This window comes from Serratia sp. YWN4, assembly GCF_055790845.1.
In genome coordinates this window covers 2706679-2725822 of record NZ_CM147696.1, presented here as the reverse complement: position 1 = coordinate 2725822, position 19144 = coordinate 2706679, and the positions used below count along the sequence as shown (strand labels likewise).

Annotated in this window: 18 protein-coding genes and 1 riboswitch; of the genes, 7 read left to right on the top strand and 11 right to left on the bottom strand. The window is 50.7% G+C overall.

The features are described from left to right. Window positions 1-58: 58 nt before the first annotated feature. From ACX9GT_RS12985 to pfkB, 3 genes are all read left to right on the top strand, one after another. Complete coding sequence (locus ACX9GT_RS12985; RefSeq protein ID WP_473191437.1) at window positions 59-640, top strand: flavin reductase family protein; 582 nt, start codon at window positions 59-61, stop codon at window positions 638-640. A gap of 19 nt (window positions 641-659) precedes the next feature. Continuing rightward, a complete protein-coding gene (locus ACX9GT_RS12980; protein WP_473191436.1) occupies window positions 660-1346 on the top strand; it encodes a VIT1/CCC1 transporter family protein in 687 nt (228 codons plus the stop codon). Window positions 1347-1478: 132 nt separating this feature from the next. Further along, window positions 1479-2417 (top strand): 6-phosphofructokinase II, encoded by a 939-nt coding sequence (gene pfkB, locus ACX9GT_RS12975; RefSeq protein WP_473191435.1) that lies wholly within the window; start codon window positions 1479-1481, stop codon window positions 2415-2417. A gap of 21 nt (window positions 2418-2438) precedes the next feature. Here pfkB and ACX9GT_RS12970 read toward each other — a convergent pair whose 3' ends face one another. After that, window positions 2439-3995 carry a BCCT family transporter gene (locus ACX9GT_RS12970; protein ID WP_473191434.1) on the bottom strand — a complete coding sequence of 519 codons (1557 nt, stop codon included), beginning with the start codon at window positions 3993-3995 and terminating at the stop codon, window positions 2439-2441. Window positions 3996-4173: 178 nt separating this feature from the next. Between ACX9GT_RS12970 and betI the strand changes: the two genes are divergently transcribed. Genes betI through betA form a run of 3 tightly spaced genes read left to right on the top strand, consistent with a single transcriptional unit; the run spans window position 4174 to window position 7958 of the window. Further along, on the top strand, window positions 4174-4761 hold the full coding sequence (betI, locus tag ACX9GT_RS12965) for a transcriptional regulator BetI (RefSeq protein WP_473191433.1): 588 nt from the start codon (window positions 4174-4176) through the stop codon (window positions 4759-4761). A gap of 33 nt (window positions 4762-4794) precedes the next feature. Then, complete coding sequence (gene betB, locus ACX9GT_RS12960) at window positions 4795-6267, top strand: betaine-aldehyde dehydrogenase (protein ID WP_473191432.1); 1473 nt, start codon at window positions 4795-4797, stop codon at window positions 6265-6267. A 20-nt stretch (window positions 6268-6287) separates the two neighbouring features. Continuing rightward, window positions 6288-7958 (top strand): choline dehydrogenase, encoded by a 1671-nt coding sequence (betA, locus tag ACX9GT_RS12955; RefSeq protein WP_473191431.1) that lies wholly within the window; start codon window positions 6288-6290, stop codon window positions 7956-7958. A gap of 111 nt (window positions 7959-8069) precedes the next feature. Here the strand turns inward: betA and ACX9GT_RS12950 are convergent, their stop codons facing one another. The 10 genes from ACX9GT_RS12950 to ACX9GT_RS12905 form a co-directional block, all read right to left on the bottom strand. Then, window positions 8070-8399 (bottom strand): type II toxin-antitoxin system RelE/ParE family toxin, encoded by a 330-nt coding sequence (locus tag ACX9GT_RS12950; protein ID WP_473191430.1) that lies wholly within the window; start codon window positions 8397-8399, stop codon window positions 8070-8072. 11 nt (window positions 8400-8410) lie between these two features. Further along, on the bottom strand, window positions 8411-8680 hold the full coding sequence (locus ACX9GT_RS12945) for a hypothetical protein (RefSeq protein ID WP_473191580.1): 270 nt from the start codon (window positions 8678-8680) through the stop codon (window positions 8411-8413). A 318-nt stretch (window positions 8681-8998) separates the two neighbouring features. Continuing rightward, window positions 8999-10141: an IS4 family transposase gene (locus ACX9GT_RS12940; RefSeq protein ID WP_473187570.1), complete on the bottom strand. Its 1143-nt coding sequence runs from the start codon at window positions 10139-10141 to the stop codon at window positions 8999-9001. Between the two features lie 249 nt (window positions 10142-10390). Next, the gene (locus ACX9GT_RS12935; protein ID WP_473191429.1) at window positions 10391-10672 is read right to left on the bottom strand and encodes a type II toxin-antitoxin system RelE/ParE family toxin; all 282 of its coding nucleotides are present in this window, start codon (window positions 10670-10672) and stop codon (window positions 10391-10393) included. Then, window positions 10669-10935: an antitoxin of toxin-antitoxin stability system gene (locus ACX9GT_RS12930; protein WP_473191428.1), complete on the bottom strand. Its 267-nt coding sequence runs from the start codon at window positions 10933-10935 to the stop codon at window positions 10669-10671. Before ACX9GT_RS12930 ends, ACX9GT_RS12935 begins: the two co-directional genes overlap by 4 nt. A 216-nt stretch (window positions 10936-11151) precedes the next feature. Further along, window positions 11152-11505: a cupin domain-containing protein gene (locus ACX9GT_RS12925; protein WP_473191427.1), complete on the bottom strand. Its 354-nt coding sequence runs from the start codon at window positions 11503-11505 to the stop codon at window positions 11152-11154. Between the two features lie 48 nt (window positions 11506-11553). Next, a complete protein-coding gene (locus ACX9GT_RS12920; RefSeq protein WP_473191426.1) occupies window positions 11554-13977 on the bottom strand; it encodes a DUF3772 domain-containing protein in 2424 nt (807 codons plus the stop codon). Between the two features lie 193 nt (window positions 13978-14170). After that, a complete protein-coding gene (locus ACX9GT_RS12915) occupies window positions 14171-15535 on the bottom strand; it encodes a cation diffusion facilitator family transporter (RefSeq protein ID WP_473191425.1) in 1365 nt (454 codons plus the stop codon). Window positions 15536-15840: 305 nt separating this feature from the next. Then, window positions 15841-15918 (bottom strand): protein MgtS, encoded by a 78-nt coding sequence (gene mgtS, locus ACX9GT_RS12910; RefSeq protein WP_473191579.1) that lies wholly within the window; start codon window positions 15916-15918, stop codon window positions 15841-15843. A 143-nt stretch (window positions 15919-16061) separates the two neighbouring features. Then, window positions 16062-17084, bottom strand: a complete 1023-nt coding sequence (locus ACX9GT_RS12905; RefSeq protein WP_473191424.1) for a magnesium transporter — start codon at window positions 17082-17084, stop codon at window positions 16062-16064. A 72-nt stretch (window positions 17085-17156) separates the two neighbouring features. Next, window positions 17157-17331: riboswitch (M-box (ykoK) riboswitch) on the bottom strand. Window positions 17332-18115: 784 nt separating this feature from the next. Here ACX9GT_RS12905 and ACX9GT_RS12900 point away from each other — a divergent pair. Beyond that, window positions 18116-19123, top strand: coding sequence for an iron ABC transporter substrate-binding protein (locus tag ACX9GT_RS12900; RefSeq protein ID WP_473191423.1), 1008 nt, complete (start codon window positions 18116-18118; stop codon window positions 19121-19123). Window positions 19124-19144 lie beyond the last annotated feature (21 nt).

The window sequence follows — 19144 nt, the reverse complement described above, 5'->3', positions numbered from 1 at the left end:
AATGTACCGAGCGAAGTAGGGTTAACTCTCTGAACATCAATCAACTTTAAGAGATTTCATGGATAAACACATTGCCCCCGTTGCACTCGAAAAAGCCTATCGCTTGATCAACCACGGCCCGACGATCCTGGTTTCTTCTCGCTATGAGCAAGTCGATAATGTAATGGCCGCCGCCTGGATCTGTGGGCTGGATTTCTCACCACCGAAGTTAAGCGTGGTGCTGGATAAATCGACTAAAACTCGCGAACTGATCGAGGGTGGTGGCACTTTTGTGGTGCAGGTGCCTACGGTGGCGCAACTGCAATTGACCTATGAAGTGGGTAACCGCAGTCTGTTCACAGAGCCGGATAAACTGGCGCGTTCCGGGGTGACACTGTTTAGCATCGACGGCTACGATCTGCCTTTTGTGACCGGATGTGCCGCCTGGCTGGCATGCCGCTTAATCCCGGAGCCGCACAATCAGCAAACCCACGACCTGTTCATTGGCGAAGTGATCGGTGCATGGGCTGATACGCGCGTGTTCAAACAGGGGCATTGGCACTATGAAACCGCAGATCCCTCACTGCGCAGTTTGCACTACATTGCCGGCGGGCAATTCTATGCCATTGGTGAGACACTGACGGCCAGCAAACAGAAGTGATAAGAAAAGGAAAGCCCCGATGCACAGAGAACGCCACAGCATAGAAAAGATCGGCTGGCTGCGCGCCGCAGTTTTAGGTGCCAATGACGGCATTGTTTCTACCGCCAGCCTGCTATTGGGCGTTGCTTCAGCCAACGCCACTCACAGCAGCATTCTGCTGACGGGGATTGCGGGCTTGGTGGCTGGCGCGATGTCGATGGCAACTGGGGAATATGTCTCGGTTTCTTCCCAGTCTGATACGGAAAAAGCCGCGCTGGCCGAAGAGCAGGCTGAACTGCATGCCGATTATCCGGGTGAACATCGCGAGTTAACCTCTATTTATGTGCATCGCGGGCTGGATCTGGCGTTAGCCAAACAAGTGGCAGAAAAGCTGATGCAGCATGACGCTCTAGGTGCCCACGCCCGCGATGAACTGGGTATTTCAGAAATCACTACCGCACGCCCATTGCAGGCGGCGCTGGCTTCGGCGACGAGCTTTGCCGTTGGAGCGGTACTGCCGCTTTGCGTTGCGCTGATTGCGGCTGCGCAGGCGATCCCGGCCATTGCGCTATCAGCGTTGTTGTCGCTGGCGATCTTAGGCGGCATCGCCGCTAAAGCCGGGGGCGCCCCCATCGGCCCCGGCATTATCCGCATCACATTCTGGAGTGCGCTCGCCATGGGGGTATCATCCGGCGTGGGGGCGTTATTTGGTTTGATAGCAGGTTGAAGGTTTTAACTATCGAGGCAATCATATCAACGTGGAGTTATGTGCTTTACTTAGGATAATAGAATGACTTATTTCTGAACTTTCTAGCTGCCTTGTCACGAAGTAAAGTCCACAGAGGAAGGTTGTATTATCATGACTCAGATTTTCACTTTAACATTATCCCCCTCGCTAGACAGTGCAACAACCACCGCCAAAATCTACCCAGAAGGGAAACTGCGCTGCACTACGCCGATATTTGAACCCGGCGGCGGGGGCATCAATGTCGCCCGCGCCGTTGTATATCTTGGTGGCCAAGCTCACGCGATTTTCCCCATTGGTGGCCCGACAGGCGAACATTTAAAAGATTTGCTCGATCGAGAAGGCATTCATACGGAAACCTTGCGAACCCAGGACTGGACGCGGCAAAACCTGCATGTCCATGCAGACAATAGCGGCGAGCAGTTTCGTTTTGTTATGCCGGGTGCGCGCCTGAATGAAGCAGAGTTTGATCAGCTTGTGGAGCGCGTGCACCAGATCCCTTCAGGTTCAATTCTGGTTATCAGCGGCAGCTTGCCGCCAGGGACCGCCCTTGAAAAATTAACCTATTTGGTGCAGCAGGCGCAGGCGATGGGCTTGCAATGTATCGTTGATAGTTCTGGCGATGCGTTAAAGGCTTGCCTGGATTTGGGCGGGCTGGCGTTGGTAAAACCCAATCAGAATGAGCTTTCGGCACTGATCGGTCGATCATTAGAACACCCTGACGATGTGCGCAGTGCCGCCCAGGAATTGGTTCAGTGCGGTGCCGCCGAGCGGGTGGTGGTGTCGCTTGGGCCACAGGGGGCATTGGCCGTCGATCGGGCTCATTGTGTGCAGATAGTGCCGCCGCCGGTGAAGAAAATGAGTACCGTTGGGGCAGGTGACAGCATGGTAGGGGCGATGACCTTGAAACTGGCGCACGGCGCCGATCTGATCGATACCGTGCGCTTTGGCGTAGCCGCCGGTAGTGCTGCCACGCTTAATTTTGGGACGCGTCTTTGTTCATTAGAAGATACTCAGCGGCTGTATCACTATATCTGCAAGAATTCGCATTAGCGGGCAGCCAGCAAACTGCTGCTAAATCTTCTGGGCTGGTAGGGTGATTCTGCTTTCAGTGTGATGGAGTTCTTTGTACAGGTTAACCATGTACAGCATGATCACCAGCGAGAATGGCAACCCGCACAATACCACCGCCGTTTGCATCGCCCCGAAGCTCCCGGCATACAGCAAACCAGCACACACCAGCGTGGTGACTGACGCCCAGAAAATCCGCAGCCAGGCGGGTGCATCATCACTGCTGGTTCCCCCGATGCTGGAGAGATTGGCAATCATTAGCGTTCCTGAATCAACCGGCGTCAAAAACAGCACAAAGCTAATCAAGATCGTGAAACCGGTGGTGATTTGCGTATAGGGCAGATACTCAAGCAGTTGAAATACCGCCATTGGCGGATCGGAGATGGCCACTTTGCCAAGCAGAGTATTACCTTGCTCCAAGACTAAACTGATAGCGGTATTACCAAAGATCGACAGCCATGCCAGCGTAAAACCCAAAGGGATTAACATTACGCCAAGGATTAGTTCGCGAATGGTACGGCCTTTAGAAATCCTGGCGATAAACATCCCGACAAATGGAGCCCATGCCACCCACCACGCCCAATAGAATAGCGTCCATGCCCCTTGCCATTGGCGGGCTTTGCCATACAGATAGACATCAAAGCTCTTACCGACCAGCGAAGAGAGATAATCCCCGGTATTCTGCAATAACCCGTTGATCAGATTGAGCGTTGGGCCATTCAGAAAGACAAACAGCAGCAACAGACTCAAAAAGCCGATATTGATATTCGACAACATGGCAATCCCTTTCTCTACGCCAGTCACCGCAGCAAGCGTGGCCACGATCATCATCACCACGATCAGCATCAGCAACACATACGGGGCTTGGGGAATATCAAACAGGTAGTTCAAGCCAGAATTGAGCAGTAATGCGGCGATCCCCAGATTGGTAACCATTGAAATAACGGTCACCAGAATCCCGAAGCTATCGACCAAGTGGCCAATCCAACCGTGGATCCGCTCACCAAACATCGGATACAAGGCCGAACGTAAAGCCAGGGGCAATCCACGACGATAGGCAAAGTAGGCTAATGCGGTAGCAATCAGCGCATACAGCGCCCAACCGTGCAACCCCCAATGGAGAAAGGTAATGACCATCGCCTGACGAGCAGCCTGCGGCGTTCCGCCTGCCCCTTCCGGTGGCTGTAGAAAGTGATCAAGAGGTTCGTAAGCACCGTAATAAATCAACGCAATGCCGATCCCGGCGGAGAATAACATCGAGATCCAGGAGAGATAGTTAAACTCGGGAGCTTCGTTCTCTTTGCCTAACTTGATCTGCCCGAAACGTGACAGCGCCAGCCAGAATACAAACACCATGCAAACCACCATCAGCAGCATGTAGTACCAGCCAAAGACATCTGACATCCATATTTGGGCTTCACTTAACCATTGCTGACTACCGGTGGGAAAAAATGCCACCAACAGGCCCAATAGCAGAATAACCGTTGCTGAAGTGAAAAAAACGGGGGCATTAAGTCGTATCGATTCTTCATCGACGGATTTTGGACTCATCACTGTCATTTGTCAGTTCCATGATGCAAAGGTTGTTGAACGATACCATCCGCAAAAACCAAACGATTTATTAACATTTAAAAACCGTTTGTTTTACATTTTTGCAGCATATAGTATGTTGATTGAACGTTCAATCAATGAATTTTCATGTACTATGGGGTGAGTCCACATCACTTTCGGAGGCCAGATGTACCGCAAAGACATTCCAGAACAGAGAAAAGAGCAGCTGATTAACGCGGCTTATGAAGTTATCGGAGAGGTTGGTTTGGCAGGGGTGACCATCTCCCAGGTTGCCAGTTTGGCCGGGATGTCCAGCGGGCTTGTCAGCCACTACTTCGGCGATAAAGAGGCCTTTCTCAACGCGACGATGCGTAAGATGTTGCGCGATCTCCATGACGCCATTGCTGAGCGCCGTAAAAATGCGGATAACTCCGTGAAGGCACAACTTTTTGCCATCATTGACGGTAACTTTCACCCTAGCCAGACCAATCCTCTGTCAATGCGCATCTGGCTCGACTTTTGGGCCGCAAGCATGCATCAGCCAGCGCTGAGCCGCTTGCAGCGCGTTAACGATCAGCGCCTGTTTTCAAATATTTGCTATCAATTTCAAAGAAATATGCCAAAGGATAAAGCACGCAAAGCGGCTCGTGGGTTAGCAGCCATGATTGATGGCTTGTGGCTACGCGGCAGCCTGACAGGCACGGTTTTCAACGCCCGCAAGGCCAGTGAAATCGCTTATGACTATGTTGAAAGCATTTTATCTTCAAGCACTTAATCACTTCACCAATAGACTAGAAGGAACATGTTAATGGCAAGATTTCCGGTACAGCGGCTTTATATTGATGGTCAATTGACCGATGCCAGCGGTTCTGAAACGTTTCACACCATCAACCCCGCGAACGGCGAAATCCTCGCAGAGGTGCAACGTGCTACCGAAGCTGACGTGGAACGTGCGGTGGTGAGTGCCGAGCGTGGGCAAAAAATCTGGGCGGCGATGACCGGGACCGAACGTTCACGCATTTTGCTGCGTGCCGTTGAGATCCTCCGTCAACGTAACGATGAGTTGGCGCAGCTTGAAACGTTAGACACCGGCAAGGCTTACTCTGAAACATCAGCCGTGGATATCGTTACCGGTGCCGATGTGCTGGAATATTATGCTGGGCTGGCTGACGCCTTCGAAGGAGGGCAATACCCGTTACGCGACACCAGCTTCTTTTATACGCGCCGTGAACCACTGGGCGTAACCGCCGGGATCGGAGCCTGGAATTACCCGATTCAGATCGCGCTGTGGAAATCGGCTCCCGCTCTGGCTGCCGGTAACGCCATGATCTTTAAGCCAAGCGAAGTAACCCCCTTGAGTGCACTGAAACTGGCCGAAATTTATACCGAAGCCGGTCTGCCAGATGGCGTGTTTAATGTTCTGCAAGGTGCCGGGCGTTACGTCGGCCAATTGCTGGCCGAGCATCCACGTATTGAAAAAATCTCCTTTACCGGTGGGGTTGAAACCGGCAAGAAAGTGATGGCTAGCGCGGCCGCCTCTTCACTGAAAGAGGTCACCATGGAGCTTGGTGGTAAATCACCGCTCCTGATCCTGCCAGATGCCGATATCGAACTGGCAGCAGATATCGCCATGATGGCCAACTTCTACAGTTCGGGTCAGGTTTGTACTAACGGAACCCGCGTGTTTGTTCATCGTTCACAAAAGGCCGCGTTGGAGCAGGCATTAATCACGCGTGTTAAACGCATTCGCCTTGGCGATCCGATGGATCCTCTTACAAACTTTGGCCCGCTGGTCAGTTTCCAACATATGGAAAACGTGCTGCGCCATATCGAAAGCGGCAAGGCTGAAGGCGCACGCCTGCTTTGCGGCGGTGCTCGCGAAACCTCGGGCGCTTTCGCGCAAGGGGCGTATGTGCAACCGACCATTTTTACCGACTGTGAAGATCATCACACCATCGTCAAAGAAGAAATCTTTGGCCCGGTGATGAGCATTCTGACCTATGACGATGAGCAGGAGGCCATCGCCCGAGCCAATAACACCCAATTTGGTTTGGCTGCTGGCGTGGTGACGCGCGATCTGGCGAAGGCGCACCGAACCATTCATCAGTTGGAAGCCGGTATTTGCTGGATCAACGCTTGGGGTGAGTCGCCCGCACAGATGCCGGTCGGTGGTTATAAGCAGTCCGGCGTCGGGCGTGAAAATGGCATCAGCTCACTGGCGCACTACACGCGCATCAAGTCAGTTCAGGTTGAACTCGGTACTTTCAGTTCGATATTTTAACCGCATCTATTGGAGTATTTATGAGTAATATCAGGGAGTATGACTACATCATTATCGGTGCTGGATCGGCAGGCAATGTGTTGGCAACGCGCCTGACCGAAGATGCTGATGTGACAGTGTTATTGCTGGAAGCCGGGGGCCCGGACTATCGTCAGGATTTCCGCACCCAGATGCCTGCGGCGCTGGCTTTCCCGTTACAGGGCCGCCGCTATAACTGGGCTTATCTTACCGATCCTGAACCCTTTATGAATAACCGCCGTATGGAGTGTGGGCGGGGTAAGGGCTTAGGCGGATCCTCGCTGATTAACGGTATGTGTTATATCCGTGGCAACGCTCTGGATTACGATAGCTGGGCGAAAGAACAAGGGCTGGAAAACTGGAGTTATCTGGATTGTTTACCTTATTTTAAAGCTGCGGAACGCCGTGATATCGGCGGCAATGACTATCATGGTGACAACGGCCCTGTTAGCGTCACAACGCCAAAACCGGATAACAACGTGTTGTTCCACGCGATGGTCGAAGCGGCGGTGCAGGCCGGTTATCCACGTACCGACGATCTTAACGGTTATCAGCAGGAAGGTTTTGGCCCAATGGACAGAACCGTCACACCGCGCGGCCGCCGCTCCAGCACCGCGCGCGGTTATCTCGATCAGGCACGTTCACGCCAGAATCTGACCATTGAAGTGCATGCGGTGACTGACCGCATTCTTTTTGATAACCACTGCGCCACCGGCGTGGCCTGGCTGCAAAAAGGAGAAAAACGGCAAGCACGCGCACGGCGTGAAGTGCTGCTTTGTGCCGGTGCTATTGCTTCACCGCAAATCTTGCAGCGCTCCGGCGTCGGCCCAGGCGAACTGCTGAAAGGCTTGGATATCCCGATCGTTCTCGACCTGCCAGGGGTAGGGGCCAACTTGCAGGATCACCTGGAAATGTATTTGCAGTATGAGTGTAAACAACCGGTGTCTTTATCCCCAGCGATGAAACTGCATAATCGGCCCGCGATCGGGGCGGAATGGTTGCTGATGGGGAGCGGTATTGGTGCCAGTAACCACTTTGAGGCCGGTGGCTTTATTCGCAGCCATGAAGAGTTTGAGTGGCCGAATATTCAATACCATTTCTTGCCGGTCGCGGTTAACTATAACGGCTCTAACCCGATAAAAGTCCATAGTTTCCAGGCGCATGTGGGCTCGATGCGTTCGCCAAGCCGCGGGCGCATCCAGGTTCGTTCAAAAGATCCTAATGAGCATCCGAGTATTCTGTTCAACTATATGGCACACGAGCAAGACTGGCGGGAGTTCCGCGCCGGGATCCGTATTACGCGTGAAATCATGCAGCAACGTGCTCTGGAACCGTTCCGCGGCAAAGAGATTTCGCCAGGTATTAATAGGCAAAGTGATGCCGAACTGGATGACTTTGTGCGTAATCATGCAGAAACGGCTTACCATCCGTCCTGCTCAAACGCCATGGGTTACCACAATATGGCGGTGGTCGGGAATGATGGCAAAGTGCACGGCATCGATCGGCTGCGCGTTGTTGACGCCTCAATCATGCCGCAGATCACTACCGGGAACCTGAATGCTCCAACCATTATGATTGCCGAGAAGATCGCCGACGCAATCCGTGGCCGCCAGCCGTTGGCGCGCATTGAGGTGCCTTATTATGTCGCCAATGGTGATCCTGTTCGGCGCTAGCGCTGGAGAGAGTAGGGAAGAAGAAGGTTGATAAAGAAGGCAAGTAAATCCATCGGCTGCGATGGTTTTGCCTGACATATTCGAGGCTCCAAGTCTGTTTGAAATAGACGGTTATTTGGTGATCAGATAACGATATAGAGCCTTTTCAATATCCTGCTTCATGCTGATAAAAAGTAAGATCTCTATGGTCTCACCGTCAAAATCATATATCAGACGATATTCGCTTTCCGTCTCAAGCCTTTCACGTAACAACATGCCTTTATCAGCAACCAGGCTATTGTATCGGTATCGAGTAGGATCCTCTGTGACAGCCGCAAGAGACTTATCAAAGAGTTCATCGACAAAATGTGCTGCTTCATTAGCACCCAGCGTCACACTTTTGAAGGATTCAATTTCCAGCAAGCATTTTAAGGCCGCTGGAGAAACAACGACGTTAAACATCTGTAGGCCTTCTATTTACGAGCTTCTCGCAATTTCTGTCGGATTTCCTCAACGCTCATCCCGTTGCCCTGATGAATATCTTGCTTTGCCAGCATAGCGAATTTGAGCAGGGCATTGGCCTGCCGTTCTAATTCCTGTGCCCGTATTTCAGCTTCCCGTTCAGCGGCGGTTTGAACGAACAGTTCAGCAACACCATTTTTCGTAATATACACACCACCTTCAAAGAGTTCCGGTGAACCCAGACCTTCTCTGGCCGCGCGTTGTGACATTGTATTGGACATTTTTTCCCCTTGAGATATCGCCATTAACGGTGAGCCGCAGTAACTCAGTGTATTGAACTATAGCATCATCTCGATGGTGTGGACAAATTGAGGTCATATCTATACCATGCATTCGGTATCGATCTCATAAGAGAGGGGATAAAAGGTAACTGCTTGATTTGTTGTCATATGGAGGACGACCATGAGCTAATGAACACAGGCAGGTTATTTAACATAATATACATTATGCGCACCTAAATAATGATACGCATAACAGTTGAAATGTCTTGCGGCCTTTTACTGGATTACAGGCTTAATGATCCCCTCATTTTTAGAGACTCAAATAATTCCAAGTGTGCGGGTATATAACCGATGCTGCCTCAGGTAATAAGTAAACTTCTCCATCAACAACGTCGCGTAGGCTTCTTTCATTTTAGGCAGCAACTGATAGTAGATGACACCCTGTCGGAAAAATGAATACGTTCGGCTTTTGCTGGTATTGACCTTGATCGTTCGTTCCAGACCCACGCTGTCACCCGCCTTGCCCAGCAGCGTCAACAGGACTATCGCCAGCGCACTGAACAGAAATAATCGGTCGCGTCGTGCCGGATTTTTGACACGAACCTGACCCATTCCCATGCCAAATCTGTAGTCCTTGATGTCCCGAAAACTGCTCTCGATACCCCAGCGCTGACCATACAGACTCAAGGCCTTGGCAGCGCTCAAATCGACGCGATTACTCGCCAGAAACCACGGCTCTTTCATACCGCTCTTGTGACAGCAATAGACCCGCTCGACCCGCTGTCGTTGCCCGGTAAGCTCCACCTCTTTGAGCGTGCGAGTTCGCCCGGTCGGGGTAAGCCATTCAGTCGCCGGCACCTGAGCCATACCTGGGTAGCCAACGAGAATATTGCTTTTAAAACGAATGATATAGGCAAAACCCAACTCTTGTTCAAGACGTTCAAACAACGCCATATAACCGAAGCCACGGTCCGCCACGACGGTGACAAAAACCCCTTGCGGCAAGGTCTTCCTGAGCTTGGTTAACAGCGCCTTTTCATGAGCGTTGCGTTGCCCTTTGAGCAAGGATTTCTGGTGGGTTTTCCACAGGAGCGGCGTGTTGCGTCCATGGTTGGTTTGCAAGCTGATAACCAGGGTGCTGTGGTCATCAGTATCAAACTCAGTCCAATCCATGGAGACGACGATGTCAGTACGTTCAGCCACCACATAGGGAACCCAGTCATCAAACAGGCTCCAGACGTTTAGTTTAGTGTTGGTGAGCAGTCTATCAACCTGCTTGACGGCGTGCTTTCGCTCAAGGCCGCTTGCCAAAGAGAGCCCATTGCCAATTGCATGGATGGCCAATGAGCCCGACTCAATCACCCCGTGGGTTGCATTGGCGAGCGACAATACACGCTTGGCATGCATGTCCTGCCCGAATATGTCATCAATGTGGTTAAGGATTATTTCGTGGTTAAGCATGGAGATTGTCTGCTCGTTATTAGCGGGTCAATAACGGAGATCATACCTCAGAAGCCGTACCATGCCTCACTCATATGAGGGGATAGCTAAGGATTACAGGTCGTCCGGTTGTTTTTCTTCGGGACTTGATTTAAATGAAACAATTGATACTGACCGTGGCTGCAACGGCATGCCTTACTCTTCCTGCGCTGGCGATTGTAGGTATGCAGGTCGATCATTTTTTTAATGTTATATCCTAGTTTAATACAGTTATTTTGCTCTGGGCCAAAGCTGAGAGGTATGGATCAAAGTTAAAACCCAAACCTCATTTAACTGAATTTCATAAACCATCCGATAATGTTCATGAGGGAAAACCTCGCGCGTCCCGACAATTAAACCTTCTCGTCCCATATAGGGAAAATCAGCAAGGCGTTCGGCTGTAGCTTCAAATAACTCATCCATTTTCACAGCAGCTTCAGGATTCTTCTCGACAATATATTCCCATATCTGCTCACTCTCATTAAGTGCTTGTTGTGTCCAATTAACTTTCACAGTGCACCTTTAACTTTATCTCTGCGTGCAGCAAAAATAGCTTTTACATCACTATGTTCGAAAGTTCTTCCAGCGTCTATATCCTGACGAGCAGCGTTAACCTTATCTTCGAGGAAACGACGGTATTCCTGATGATCAATATATTGTCTCATTAAGTCACGAACGACCTGCGATGCTGGGCGATGCTCGGCTTCGGCAGCGGCCATAAAGGTATCACGAAGCTCTGCTTCAAGTTTCATGGTAAAAACAGCTTGCTTGGTCATATTCTTTCCTCTTTTTGAGATACTAACCAAGTATATACCTTTTCATTACCCTGCAAAAGCGACAAAGGTGTTCTGAAGCAGCACAAGTTTTTGTAACACTTATGTCATTCATGGTTGCGCTACGCGAAATCTGAGAAACTATCGCTATATCGCCCTTACAGATTTCACCAAAACGCATGCAAAATCAGAGAGCGATATTTGCAGTATTTCGCAAATCTACAGACTTTTTTCTAGCACCTCTAAACCGTAATGAACGGCTAACCACACGGTCGGGCCATCTGGATCTGTCCATTCGACCCGGTGTCGGCATTGTGCCGGGATGTTAATGAAGTCACCCACGTGCATCACTCGTGCTTCTGCTTCATTTTCGAACCGGACGCCTGCTGAACCCTGTAACACCATGACCCATTCACTTTGAGGCTGGCAATACCAAAATCCCGGCGGGCTCGATTGCCCGGTAGAAATGATGCGCTCAATTAACATCCCCGGCTGAGATATTAATTCCTCGAAAGTTTCAGCTTCTGCCTTGAGTGCGGCGTCAGGAAAATGTTTGAGCATATTTGTTATCATCTGCACGTTTCTCCATCTCAACAAATGAATCACCCTGATCTTAAATGATCAGGATGAGTGCTCTTCTTCGTCGATAAGCTCTTTGGCGTTCTGCTTCATAAATACCACTTCTTTCGGATTGGAAAGATTCACCCGCTGTTCACGCAACAACTTGAGGATATTAAATAACAGATCGCTCTTAGTGGCACCGACCATGCGCGGGCTGGCAACATAGCCGGTCACGCTGAGGATGATGCCATCCGGGCCAAGCTGGCTGAAGCGCACGTAAGGCGCAGGCGTTTCAAGGATGGATTCATATTCCCGATACGCGCTCAGCAGAATATTGCGCACCAGCTCAGGATCGATATTAATGGGGAACGTCAGCGCAATCGTCACTACGCCTTGTGCATTGCCCATGGTGGCGTTGCGCACGTTCTGCGAAATCAGCTGTGAATTAGGCACGATCATGGTTGAACGATCGCTAAGCTGAATTTCCGTGGCGCGCACGTTAATACGACGCACATCCCCTTCTACACCGCCAATGCCGATCATATCCCCGACTTTTACCGGGCGTTCGGTGAGCAGAATCAGGCCGGAGATAAAGTTTTTCACAATCTCTTGCAGACCAAAACCGATCCCGACCGATAACGCACTGACGATCCACGCCAGATTGTTCCACTGGATACCCAGCGTGGCCAGCGTGATCAAAATGATCAACACATAGCCAACGTTGCTGAACAGCGTCACCAATGAGGCACGGATACCGATGTCGCTGATGGTTTTTGGTAATAATTCATGGCTCAACCAGCGTTGGGTCACCCGCAGAACATAGATACCGATCACCAGGATAACCACCGCATTGAGCAGATTACTCGGCACAATGTTCAGCCGCTTCAACCCTTCGCCGCTCAGAATGGCGATAATTTTCTCAATCAGCGAATTAGGTGTGGTGGTGCCGAATGAGCCGTTGATCAGTGCCACAATCATCAGTAACAGCAGCGAACATTTGGCAATAGCGGTGAAGATAATCGTCAGTTGATCCAGATGACGATCTTTGAAGTTGAGGGATTTCTTCAGCGCCCGGCCGCTGGCGGTTTGCGGTGAGAAAACGGCGGCGCAGAGATCGGTGGTGAACATCACCAGGAAATAGAACGCCATCAGAACCAGCGCAATCCAGATCAGTTGGTAGGCCAGAAAACGGGCGAAAGCGACGTAGCCTATCAACAATGAAAACAAGATCACCACAGAAGAAACCAGAATCAGGATATGTGCCACACCGTCAAGCGTAGAACGCTTTTCGACATGCGCACCACTCAACTCCAGCCGACGACGAATGCGGCGGGCACGCAAAGGTATCGCCAACAGCACCAGCGCCATCAATGCGGCCACCAGTCCGTTGCCCAATACCGTGGTGCCAAGGCTGGCACCGGTCACGGTATTGATCAGTTCAACGGTGCCAAAGGCCAAGGCCAGCACCGCAAGCAGAGGTGAAAAGTAGCGCATGCCGGAAGCAATGGCATCATCCATCGATGCCAAACGCCATGATGGTCGGCTAAGCGAAAGAAACGCGCGCCCTAACCCGGCGATCAACGCACAGAAAATCCCCAATTGCATAAACCCATCGGCGAAATCCTGAATTTGAGGGACAAACGGCTGAGCACGAGAGAATGCGGTTTCGATCAGGTTCAGCGCCAATGTGGTGGCAAATAGCGTAATCATCGCGGTCGCCAACGCCATAAAACTGCGGCGCAACCGGCCATCGGGCAGATAGCGAATACTGAGCCAGGCTAAAGAAAGCTCGATGGCATAACGCCCTAACGACCAGATAGCGACGGCCAGCACCAGCAGCCCTAAAGTGCCGTAGCGCCATTCTTCCTGCCAACTGGCATCCCAGATTTGCTGTAACTGTTGATTGAGCTCGCTGAACCGATCCATATCTTCCGCCAGCGGATCGGCCTCCGGCGACCAGAAATCGCTACTTAAAATACTGCCGGTATTAAGTGCCAACTGGGTCTTGAATGCTACGCGGCGCAGATCGTTGATCTGCTGCCCCAACGCGATCGCACTGCTTCTGATGGCCTGCGAACGTGTGACCGCGTCATCCATCTGTTTCTTGCTGCTGTTGAGCGCATTACGCTGTTTGGCCACGGCGGCCGTTTCTGCCATCGAACCTGGCGCAGGTTCTGGCCCTAGCACATCCAACTGCGCCTGCAGCTTTTCCTGCACCGGTTGCAGGTCGGTCGCCAACTTCTCCAGGTCTGCGGCCAATTTCTGTGTGGTATCAAACAGTTTGATTAACTGATTATCCGTGCTGGCTTTAGAGACCTGCTGCTTGATGGCATCCAGTTGCTTTTGATAGTTTTTCAGTGTGGTAGCGGTATCCGGCTGGCTGCTTTCCGCCGTGGCTACCGGAGTTGCTGCCTGCGCCATCGGGGCCAGTTGCAGGCCAAACAACAAACAGGTGAACAGGAATATCTGTAAGGACTTCATCATAACCGTGAATGCTCAGAATGAGTTGGCGATAGACGCGACAGGCGAAGTTTCGCCTGAATAATAGGGGCTGATTATAGTAATAACCTATACCACGCAAAAGCGTATTCATCCGAGAATCAGAGCAGAAGTTGTAAATCAGGAAGGCAATAAGGGTTAACGCCCCCTTTTCTGATGGTAAGGGGGCGTCAGTCAATCACAGCGGTTCGACGTGCCCAACAACCCGCGATACGGCAGGAAACTGCATTCTCAGTTGCCTTTCAATAAAGTCGACAGCGTCGTGCGCGGCGGTAATCGACAACGCTGGCAAAACCCGGCAATGGAAATTCACAATCACACCCTGGGATGTTTTACGGGCGCGGATATTATGTACATCCTTGACCAGCCCGCCGTTTTCAGCAGACAGCGTCAGTGCTTGCTGGATCTGCGTCAGTTCGCCGTGATCCACATCCTGGCTGGTCAGGCAATGTGCTGTCTGCGGTTCCAGGTGTGTTTCTATCTCGGTATTTTCCCCCAGCGTCTGGCGCAGAATATTCTCTATTTCGCAGGCGATATCATGCGCTTGCTCTACGCTGGCACTGGCCGGTACTGCCAGATCCATACTGATCGCCATATGGTTTGCCAACTGTTGCAGCGTGAGGTTTTGCACCACAGCCCCGTGATTGGCCGCCAACATGCGGATGCGGGTCGCCATATCCTCATCGCTTCTTGCCTGAGGGATGGCAATCACCCTCACCTCCGCCTTGGTGTACTGTTGCGCAATCTGCGCGGCAATCTCGGTTTTCAGCGCGTTAATCCGCTCCAGCGGCAACGTCCGACATACTCCGACGTTCACCTCGATAAACAACGTTGCTCCGGCACTGCGCAAACGGATGTTTTCTGTGGAGAGGATCGCCGGAAAACCGTTGAGCAAGGTAGCGATATCTTCCCGGCTGCCAGTCGGAGCGGTGTCGATCAGGGAATCAAACGAGCGTTTGCCCAGCTTCAATGCCGCAAACAGGATGAAGCAAGCCACCACCAAGGCTGCCAGCGCATCCGCACGGGCAAAACCGAACAACACAAAAACCATGCCTAACAGCACCACACTGGATGACAGCATGTCGGAAAAGAAATGCAGCGCATCGGCCTCCAGTGCCGCACTGTCGGTCGCTTTTGCCACGCGATTCAGCGCCTTAACGCGGAAATAGTCGACCACGATCGACACCAGCAGCACCGCAATCACGACGGGCGCAGCAACAATCTGATGTGCCTCGCCCAGCAAACTGTTCACCGCTTCATAAATGATCCAGCCAGCGGCGGCCAACAACAGTAACACCTCGAACAGCGCCGCCAGGTTTTCGACCTTGCCATGGCCAAAATGGTGATCGTCATCGGCCGGTTTATCGCTGACGCGCACCGCCCACCAAGTAATAGAAGTAGCGATAAAATCGGTGAAGGAATGAATACCTTCGGAGATAAGGCCAATACTGCCGGTGAAAATACCGGCAATAAATTTGCCCAATGCCAATAGACCGCTGGCAATCATTGAATTTCTGGCAACGGCTTGTTTTTCATTTTGCATAACACAACTCATATTCAGCGTAAGAAATTAATTTTTTGTTTTTGCCGAAAATTGCCAGACAAAAGCGATGAGCAGAATACTCCCCGAAAACGTTAACATCAAACTGGAAATAAATTCAGACTTACCGGTTGAATAGAAATAAATCTCATTAATACCTACAGAGATCATTAAAATAGCGTAAAGCAATCCAATAATAAGAATAACCATCATTATCACCCACGGATTATATTGTCAGTATAAAATCCTCCCCATAATCCATGGTGCAATCACGGGGAGGATGCTTCTAGGCGGTTCTTTTTCGTTCATTAGTCATCCCATCTCGTGCTCATGTAGGCTGCTGCCAGCCCCAGTACGCTGACCAAACCCAAAAACCCTATAAACATCATCATGTTTCCCATAATTTCATCCTCTTTACATGTAATCGATAACGACCTCGTTGATTAAAAGTACACTTGAAAAAGTGCTCATTGCGTTGACGTACCTCCGTGGTTATGGCTCCCGCATCGGCAGGAGTCGATAAATCGTGTTAAATCCCCAGAACGGCCTGAGCAATTTTGAAATAAATAATCAGACCGGTGCCATCAATAAAGGTGGCAATAAACGGAGCAGAGACTACCGCTGGATCGATCCCCCCTTTTTTCAGCAGCATCGGAATAATGGAGGCAACAATCGCGCTCCAAACGGTGATCGCCACCAGTGACAGGCTGACCACCAACGTCACATCCATCCCGACCCCCATGATCCAGGCACGGATCCAGGCCGCCACCCCGATGGTAATGGCGATCAGCAACGAAGTGCTCACCTCTTTGCTGATGACGGCACCCAAATTACGCAGGCTGACCTCACCCAGCGCCATGGCTCGTACCAGGGTTGAGGTGATCTGGGTACCGCTGTTACCGCCGGTTCCGATCAGCAACGGAATAAAGAATGCCAGCGCGATTGCTGCTTCCAGTTGCTCTTCGAACGCCTTCAGCACGTTGCCGGTATAGGCCTCCGCCACAAACAGCAGCAGTAACCAGGCAGAGCGCTTACGCCACAGCGACCAGGGACTGGTTTCCAGATAAGGTTTATCCAGCGGTAAACTGGCGCCCTGACGCTGCGCATCTTCGGTATTTTCATCCTCAATCAGACGAGCAATTTCTTTTTCACCCAAAACACCAACCAGCGTCTTATTGACCACTACCGGCACAACATCCAGCCCGCCTTTACCCAGCAAATGGGCAATATTATTCCTGTCATCATCCGGTGAAACATGAAAATAGGTATGGTTCATCATTGAATCCAGCGTTCGGTCACCCTCATGGCATTGCAGCAGTTTCTTCACTGACAGCATGCCACGTAAATGGTAATCATCGGCGGTAATGAACAGTTGTGTGGGTATTTCATCGGTTTGCAATTGCGACAAAAAGTAATCTTTTGCCTCATTCACGGTCATCGTGCCAGAAACGGTGATGAAATCTGAGCTCATGTAGCAGGCAACAGAAGATTCTTTATGAGCTACCGCCGGGGTAGCCACCATGGCTGGCGAGTATGGAAGTGATTTAATCATGTTAGTCCCTATTTCTGTTTAAACTTCAACAGTGAATCGCATAGGGGCGTTAACCAAAGAGGGAGTGCAGACAGCCTATCTCCGCGTCCAGGTTTTAGCACTATACAACGTATCTGAAAAAACTTTTCAGAAGTTACCTTGGGCTAAACCTTAATCCGATAAAGCCTGTCTTAACCTTGGGCATCTCTCGATGTCGTCAGATCAGTAACCTGTGTTTGTATAGGAGCCTCGCCAAACGAGATACTGCATATAAACTACATGGCGATTATAGGCCTGTTAGGCTTGATTGCGCCCAATAACTCACCTCTCGTTGAGGTTATATTTAAGAAATATCTGCATGCCTGAATTTGATTTTAAATTAGACAGCTATCTTAAGATTGCCTTATAAGATATATCCCATAGAAAAATCTGTGCCTAGAAAAGACGATTTCGGTATTTAATTCTTTATGTTACGCTATTCCCTATAACCACTTTAAATCTGTGCTTATCCGCATAATAAATAAAAAATCTATGCTTTACAGAAAGTTGAAAAAGGGAAATAACACCCAATGGAAAATCGCTTATTCACCAGAGTTGAAGATCTCATACATAGAAAATATGATGGGGACATAAAATTCTTCGCACAATTGCATAAAACCAGCGTTTATAAAGTTCACGATTGGATACGTCGTGATGCGCATATTATTAATGGGAAAATCTGTATCCCGACCAAGCATTCTGTATGAAATACCTGCTGGATCCTGTGTTATTCACCGATCTTAGCTATCGGGCCAAGCACGTTTTGCCTGTGCCCGAGAGCGTACCTTTTTCTTGCATACATCCCCTCCTCTTCCCAGCCTATTGCCCCGTTCGATGAGTCAAGCTCAAGCTTAATTTTTCCTTAGGAACAGATGATTAGTGAGCAAAAACCAAAAATATTCTAATACGAATCGTTTTCACTATCATTCTTGATGTTCTTGGATACAATTGAGCAGTTCACGCTTCCCCAGCGCTGTTTACTTTTCTTCTTCGCTCATTAAAAGGATAACCGTATGAAGTTGCGTTTCACCTCTATTGCCCTGCTGGCCTCATCCATGATGCTGGCCTTCTCCGTCAGCGCAGCCTCCAGCGATCAAGAGATCGTGGTTTATAATGCCCAACACGAAAACCTGGTGAAATCCTGGGTTGATGGCTTTACCAAAGACACCGGCATTAAAGTCACTCTGCGTAACGGCGGTGACAGTGAACTGGGTAACCAACTGGTACAGGAAGGCAGTGCTTCCCCGGCGGATGTTTTTCTTACTGAAAACTCCCCAGCGATGGTTTTGGTGGACAACGCCAAACTGTTTGCTCCGTTGAATGCCAGCACGCTGGCGCAGGTAGAACCGCAGTATCGCCCGGAGCATGGCCGCTGGACGGGCATCGCCGCTCGCTCGACGGTATTCGTTTACAATCCGGCCAAGCTCAGCGAAGCGCAGTTGCCGAAGTCCTTGCTGGATCTGGCTAAGCCGGAATGGAAAGGCCGCTGGGCGGCTTCGCCATCGGGGGCAGACTTCCAGGCCATCGTCAGTGCCCTGCTGGAGTTGAAAGGTGAAGAAGCCACGCGCGAATGGCTGAAAGCGATGAAAACCAACTTCACCGCCTATAAAGGCAACAGCACCGTGATGAAAGCCGTTAACGCGGGCCAGATCGACAGCGGTGTGATCTATCATTACTACCCGTTTGTTGATGGTGCAAAAACCGGTGAAAACAGCAAAAACGTCAAGTTGCACTATTTCAAACATCAGGATCCCGGTGCTTTCGTCAGCACCTCTGGCGCAGGTGTTCTGGCTTCAAGCAAGCATCAGCAACAGGCTCAGGAATTCGTGCAATGGATCACTGGCAAACAGGGCCAGGAAATTCTGCGTACTCACAACGCCTTTGAATACGCCGTTGGTGTCGGTGCCGCTTCCAATCCTAAACTGGTGCCGCTAAAAGATCTGGAAGCACCCAAAGTGGAACCGTCCAAACTGAACAGTAAGAAAGTCGTCGAACTGATGACCGAGGCAGGCCTGCTGTAAGGCAGATTCATCGATACAGAG

Excerpts from the sequence above, each read along its gene's own strand:
- ACX9GT_RS12940 (WP_473187570.1), bottom strand. The coding sequence starts at position 10,141 with ATGCTTAACCACGAAATAATCCTTAACCACATTGATGACATATTCGGG.
- ACX9GT_RS12905 (WP_473191424.1), bottom strand. The coding sequence starts at position 17,084 with ATGATTAAATCACTTCCATACTCGCCAGCCATGGTGGCTACCCCGGCG.
- ACX9GT_RS12930 (WP_473191428.1), bottom strand. The coding sequence starts at position 10,935 with ATGACCAAGCAAGCTGTTTTTACCATGAAACTTGAAGCAGAGCTTCGT.
- ACX9GT_RS12980 (WP_473191436.1), top strand. The coding sequence starts at position 660 with ATGCACAGAGAACGCCACAGCATAGAAAAGATCGGCTGGCTGCGCGCC.
- betI (WP_473191433.1), top strand. The coding sequence starts at position 4,174 with ATGTACCGCAAAGACATTCCAGAACAGAGAAAAGAGCAGCTGATTAAC.
- pfkB (WP_473191435.1), top strand. The coding sequence starts at position 1,479 with ATGACTCAGATTTTCACTTTAACATTATCCCCCTCGCTAGACAGTGCA.
- ACX9GT_RS12985 (WP_473191437.1), top strand. The coding sequence starts at position 59 with ATGGATAAACACATTGCCCCCGTTGCACTCGAAAAAGCCTATCGCTTG.
- mgtS (WP_473191579.1), bottom strand. The coding sequence starts at position 15,918 with ATGTTTATAGGGTTTTTGGGTTTGGTCAGCGTACTGGGGCTGGCAGCA.
- betB (WP_473191432.1), top strand. The coding sequence starts at position 4,795 with ATGGCAAGATTTCCGGTACAGCGGCTTTATATTGATGGTCAATTGACC.
- ACX9GT_RS12915 (WP_473191425.1), bottom strand. The coding sequence starts at position 15,535 with ATGCAAAATGAAAAACAAGCCGTTGCCAGAAATTCAATGATTGCCAGC.
- ACX9GT_RS12970 (WP_473191434.1), bottom strand. The coding sequence starts at position 3,995 with ATGACAGTGATGAGTCCAAAATCCGTCGATGAAGAATCGATACGACTT.
- betA (WP_473191431.1), top strand. The coding sequence starts at position 6,288 with ATGAGTAATATCAGGGAGTATGACTACATCATTATCGGTGCTGGATCG.
- ACX9GT_RS12945 (WP_473191580.1), bottom strand. The coding sequence starts at position 8,680 with ATGTCCAATACAATGTCACAACGCGCGGCCAGAGAAGGTCTGGGTTCA.
- ACX9GT_RS12950 (WP_473191430.1), bottom strand. The coding sequence starts at position 8,399 with ATGTTTAACGTCGTTGTTTCTCCAGCGGCCTTAAAATGCTTGCTGGAA.
- ACX9GT_RS12900 (WP_473191423.1), top strand. The coding sequence starts at position 18,116 with ATGAAGTTGCGTTTCACCTCTATTGCCCTGCTGGCCTCATCCATGATG.
- ACX9GT_RS12920 (WP_473191426.1), bottom strand. The coding sequence starts at position 13,977 with ATGATGAAGTCCTTACAGATATTCCTGTTCACCTGTTTGTTGTTTGGC.
- ACX9GT_RS12925 (WP_473191427.1), bottom strand. The coding sequence starts at position 11,505 with ATGATAACAAATATGCTCAAACATTTTCCTGACGCCGCACTCAAGGCA.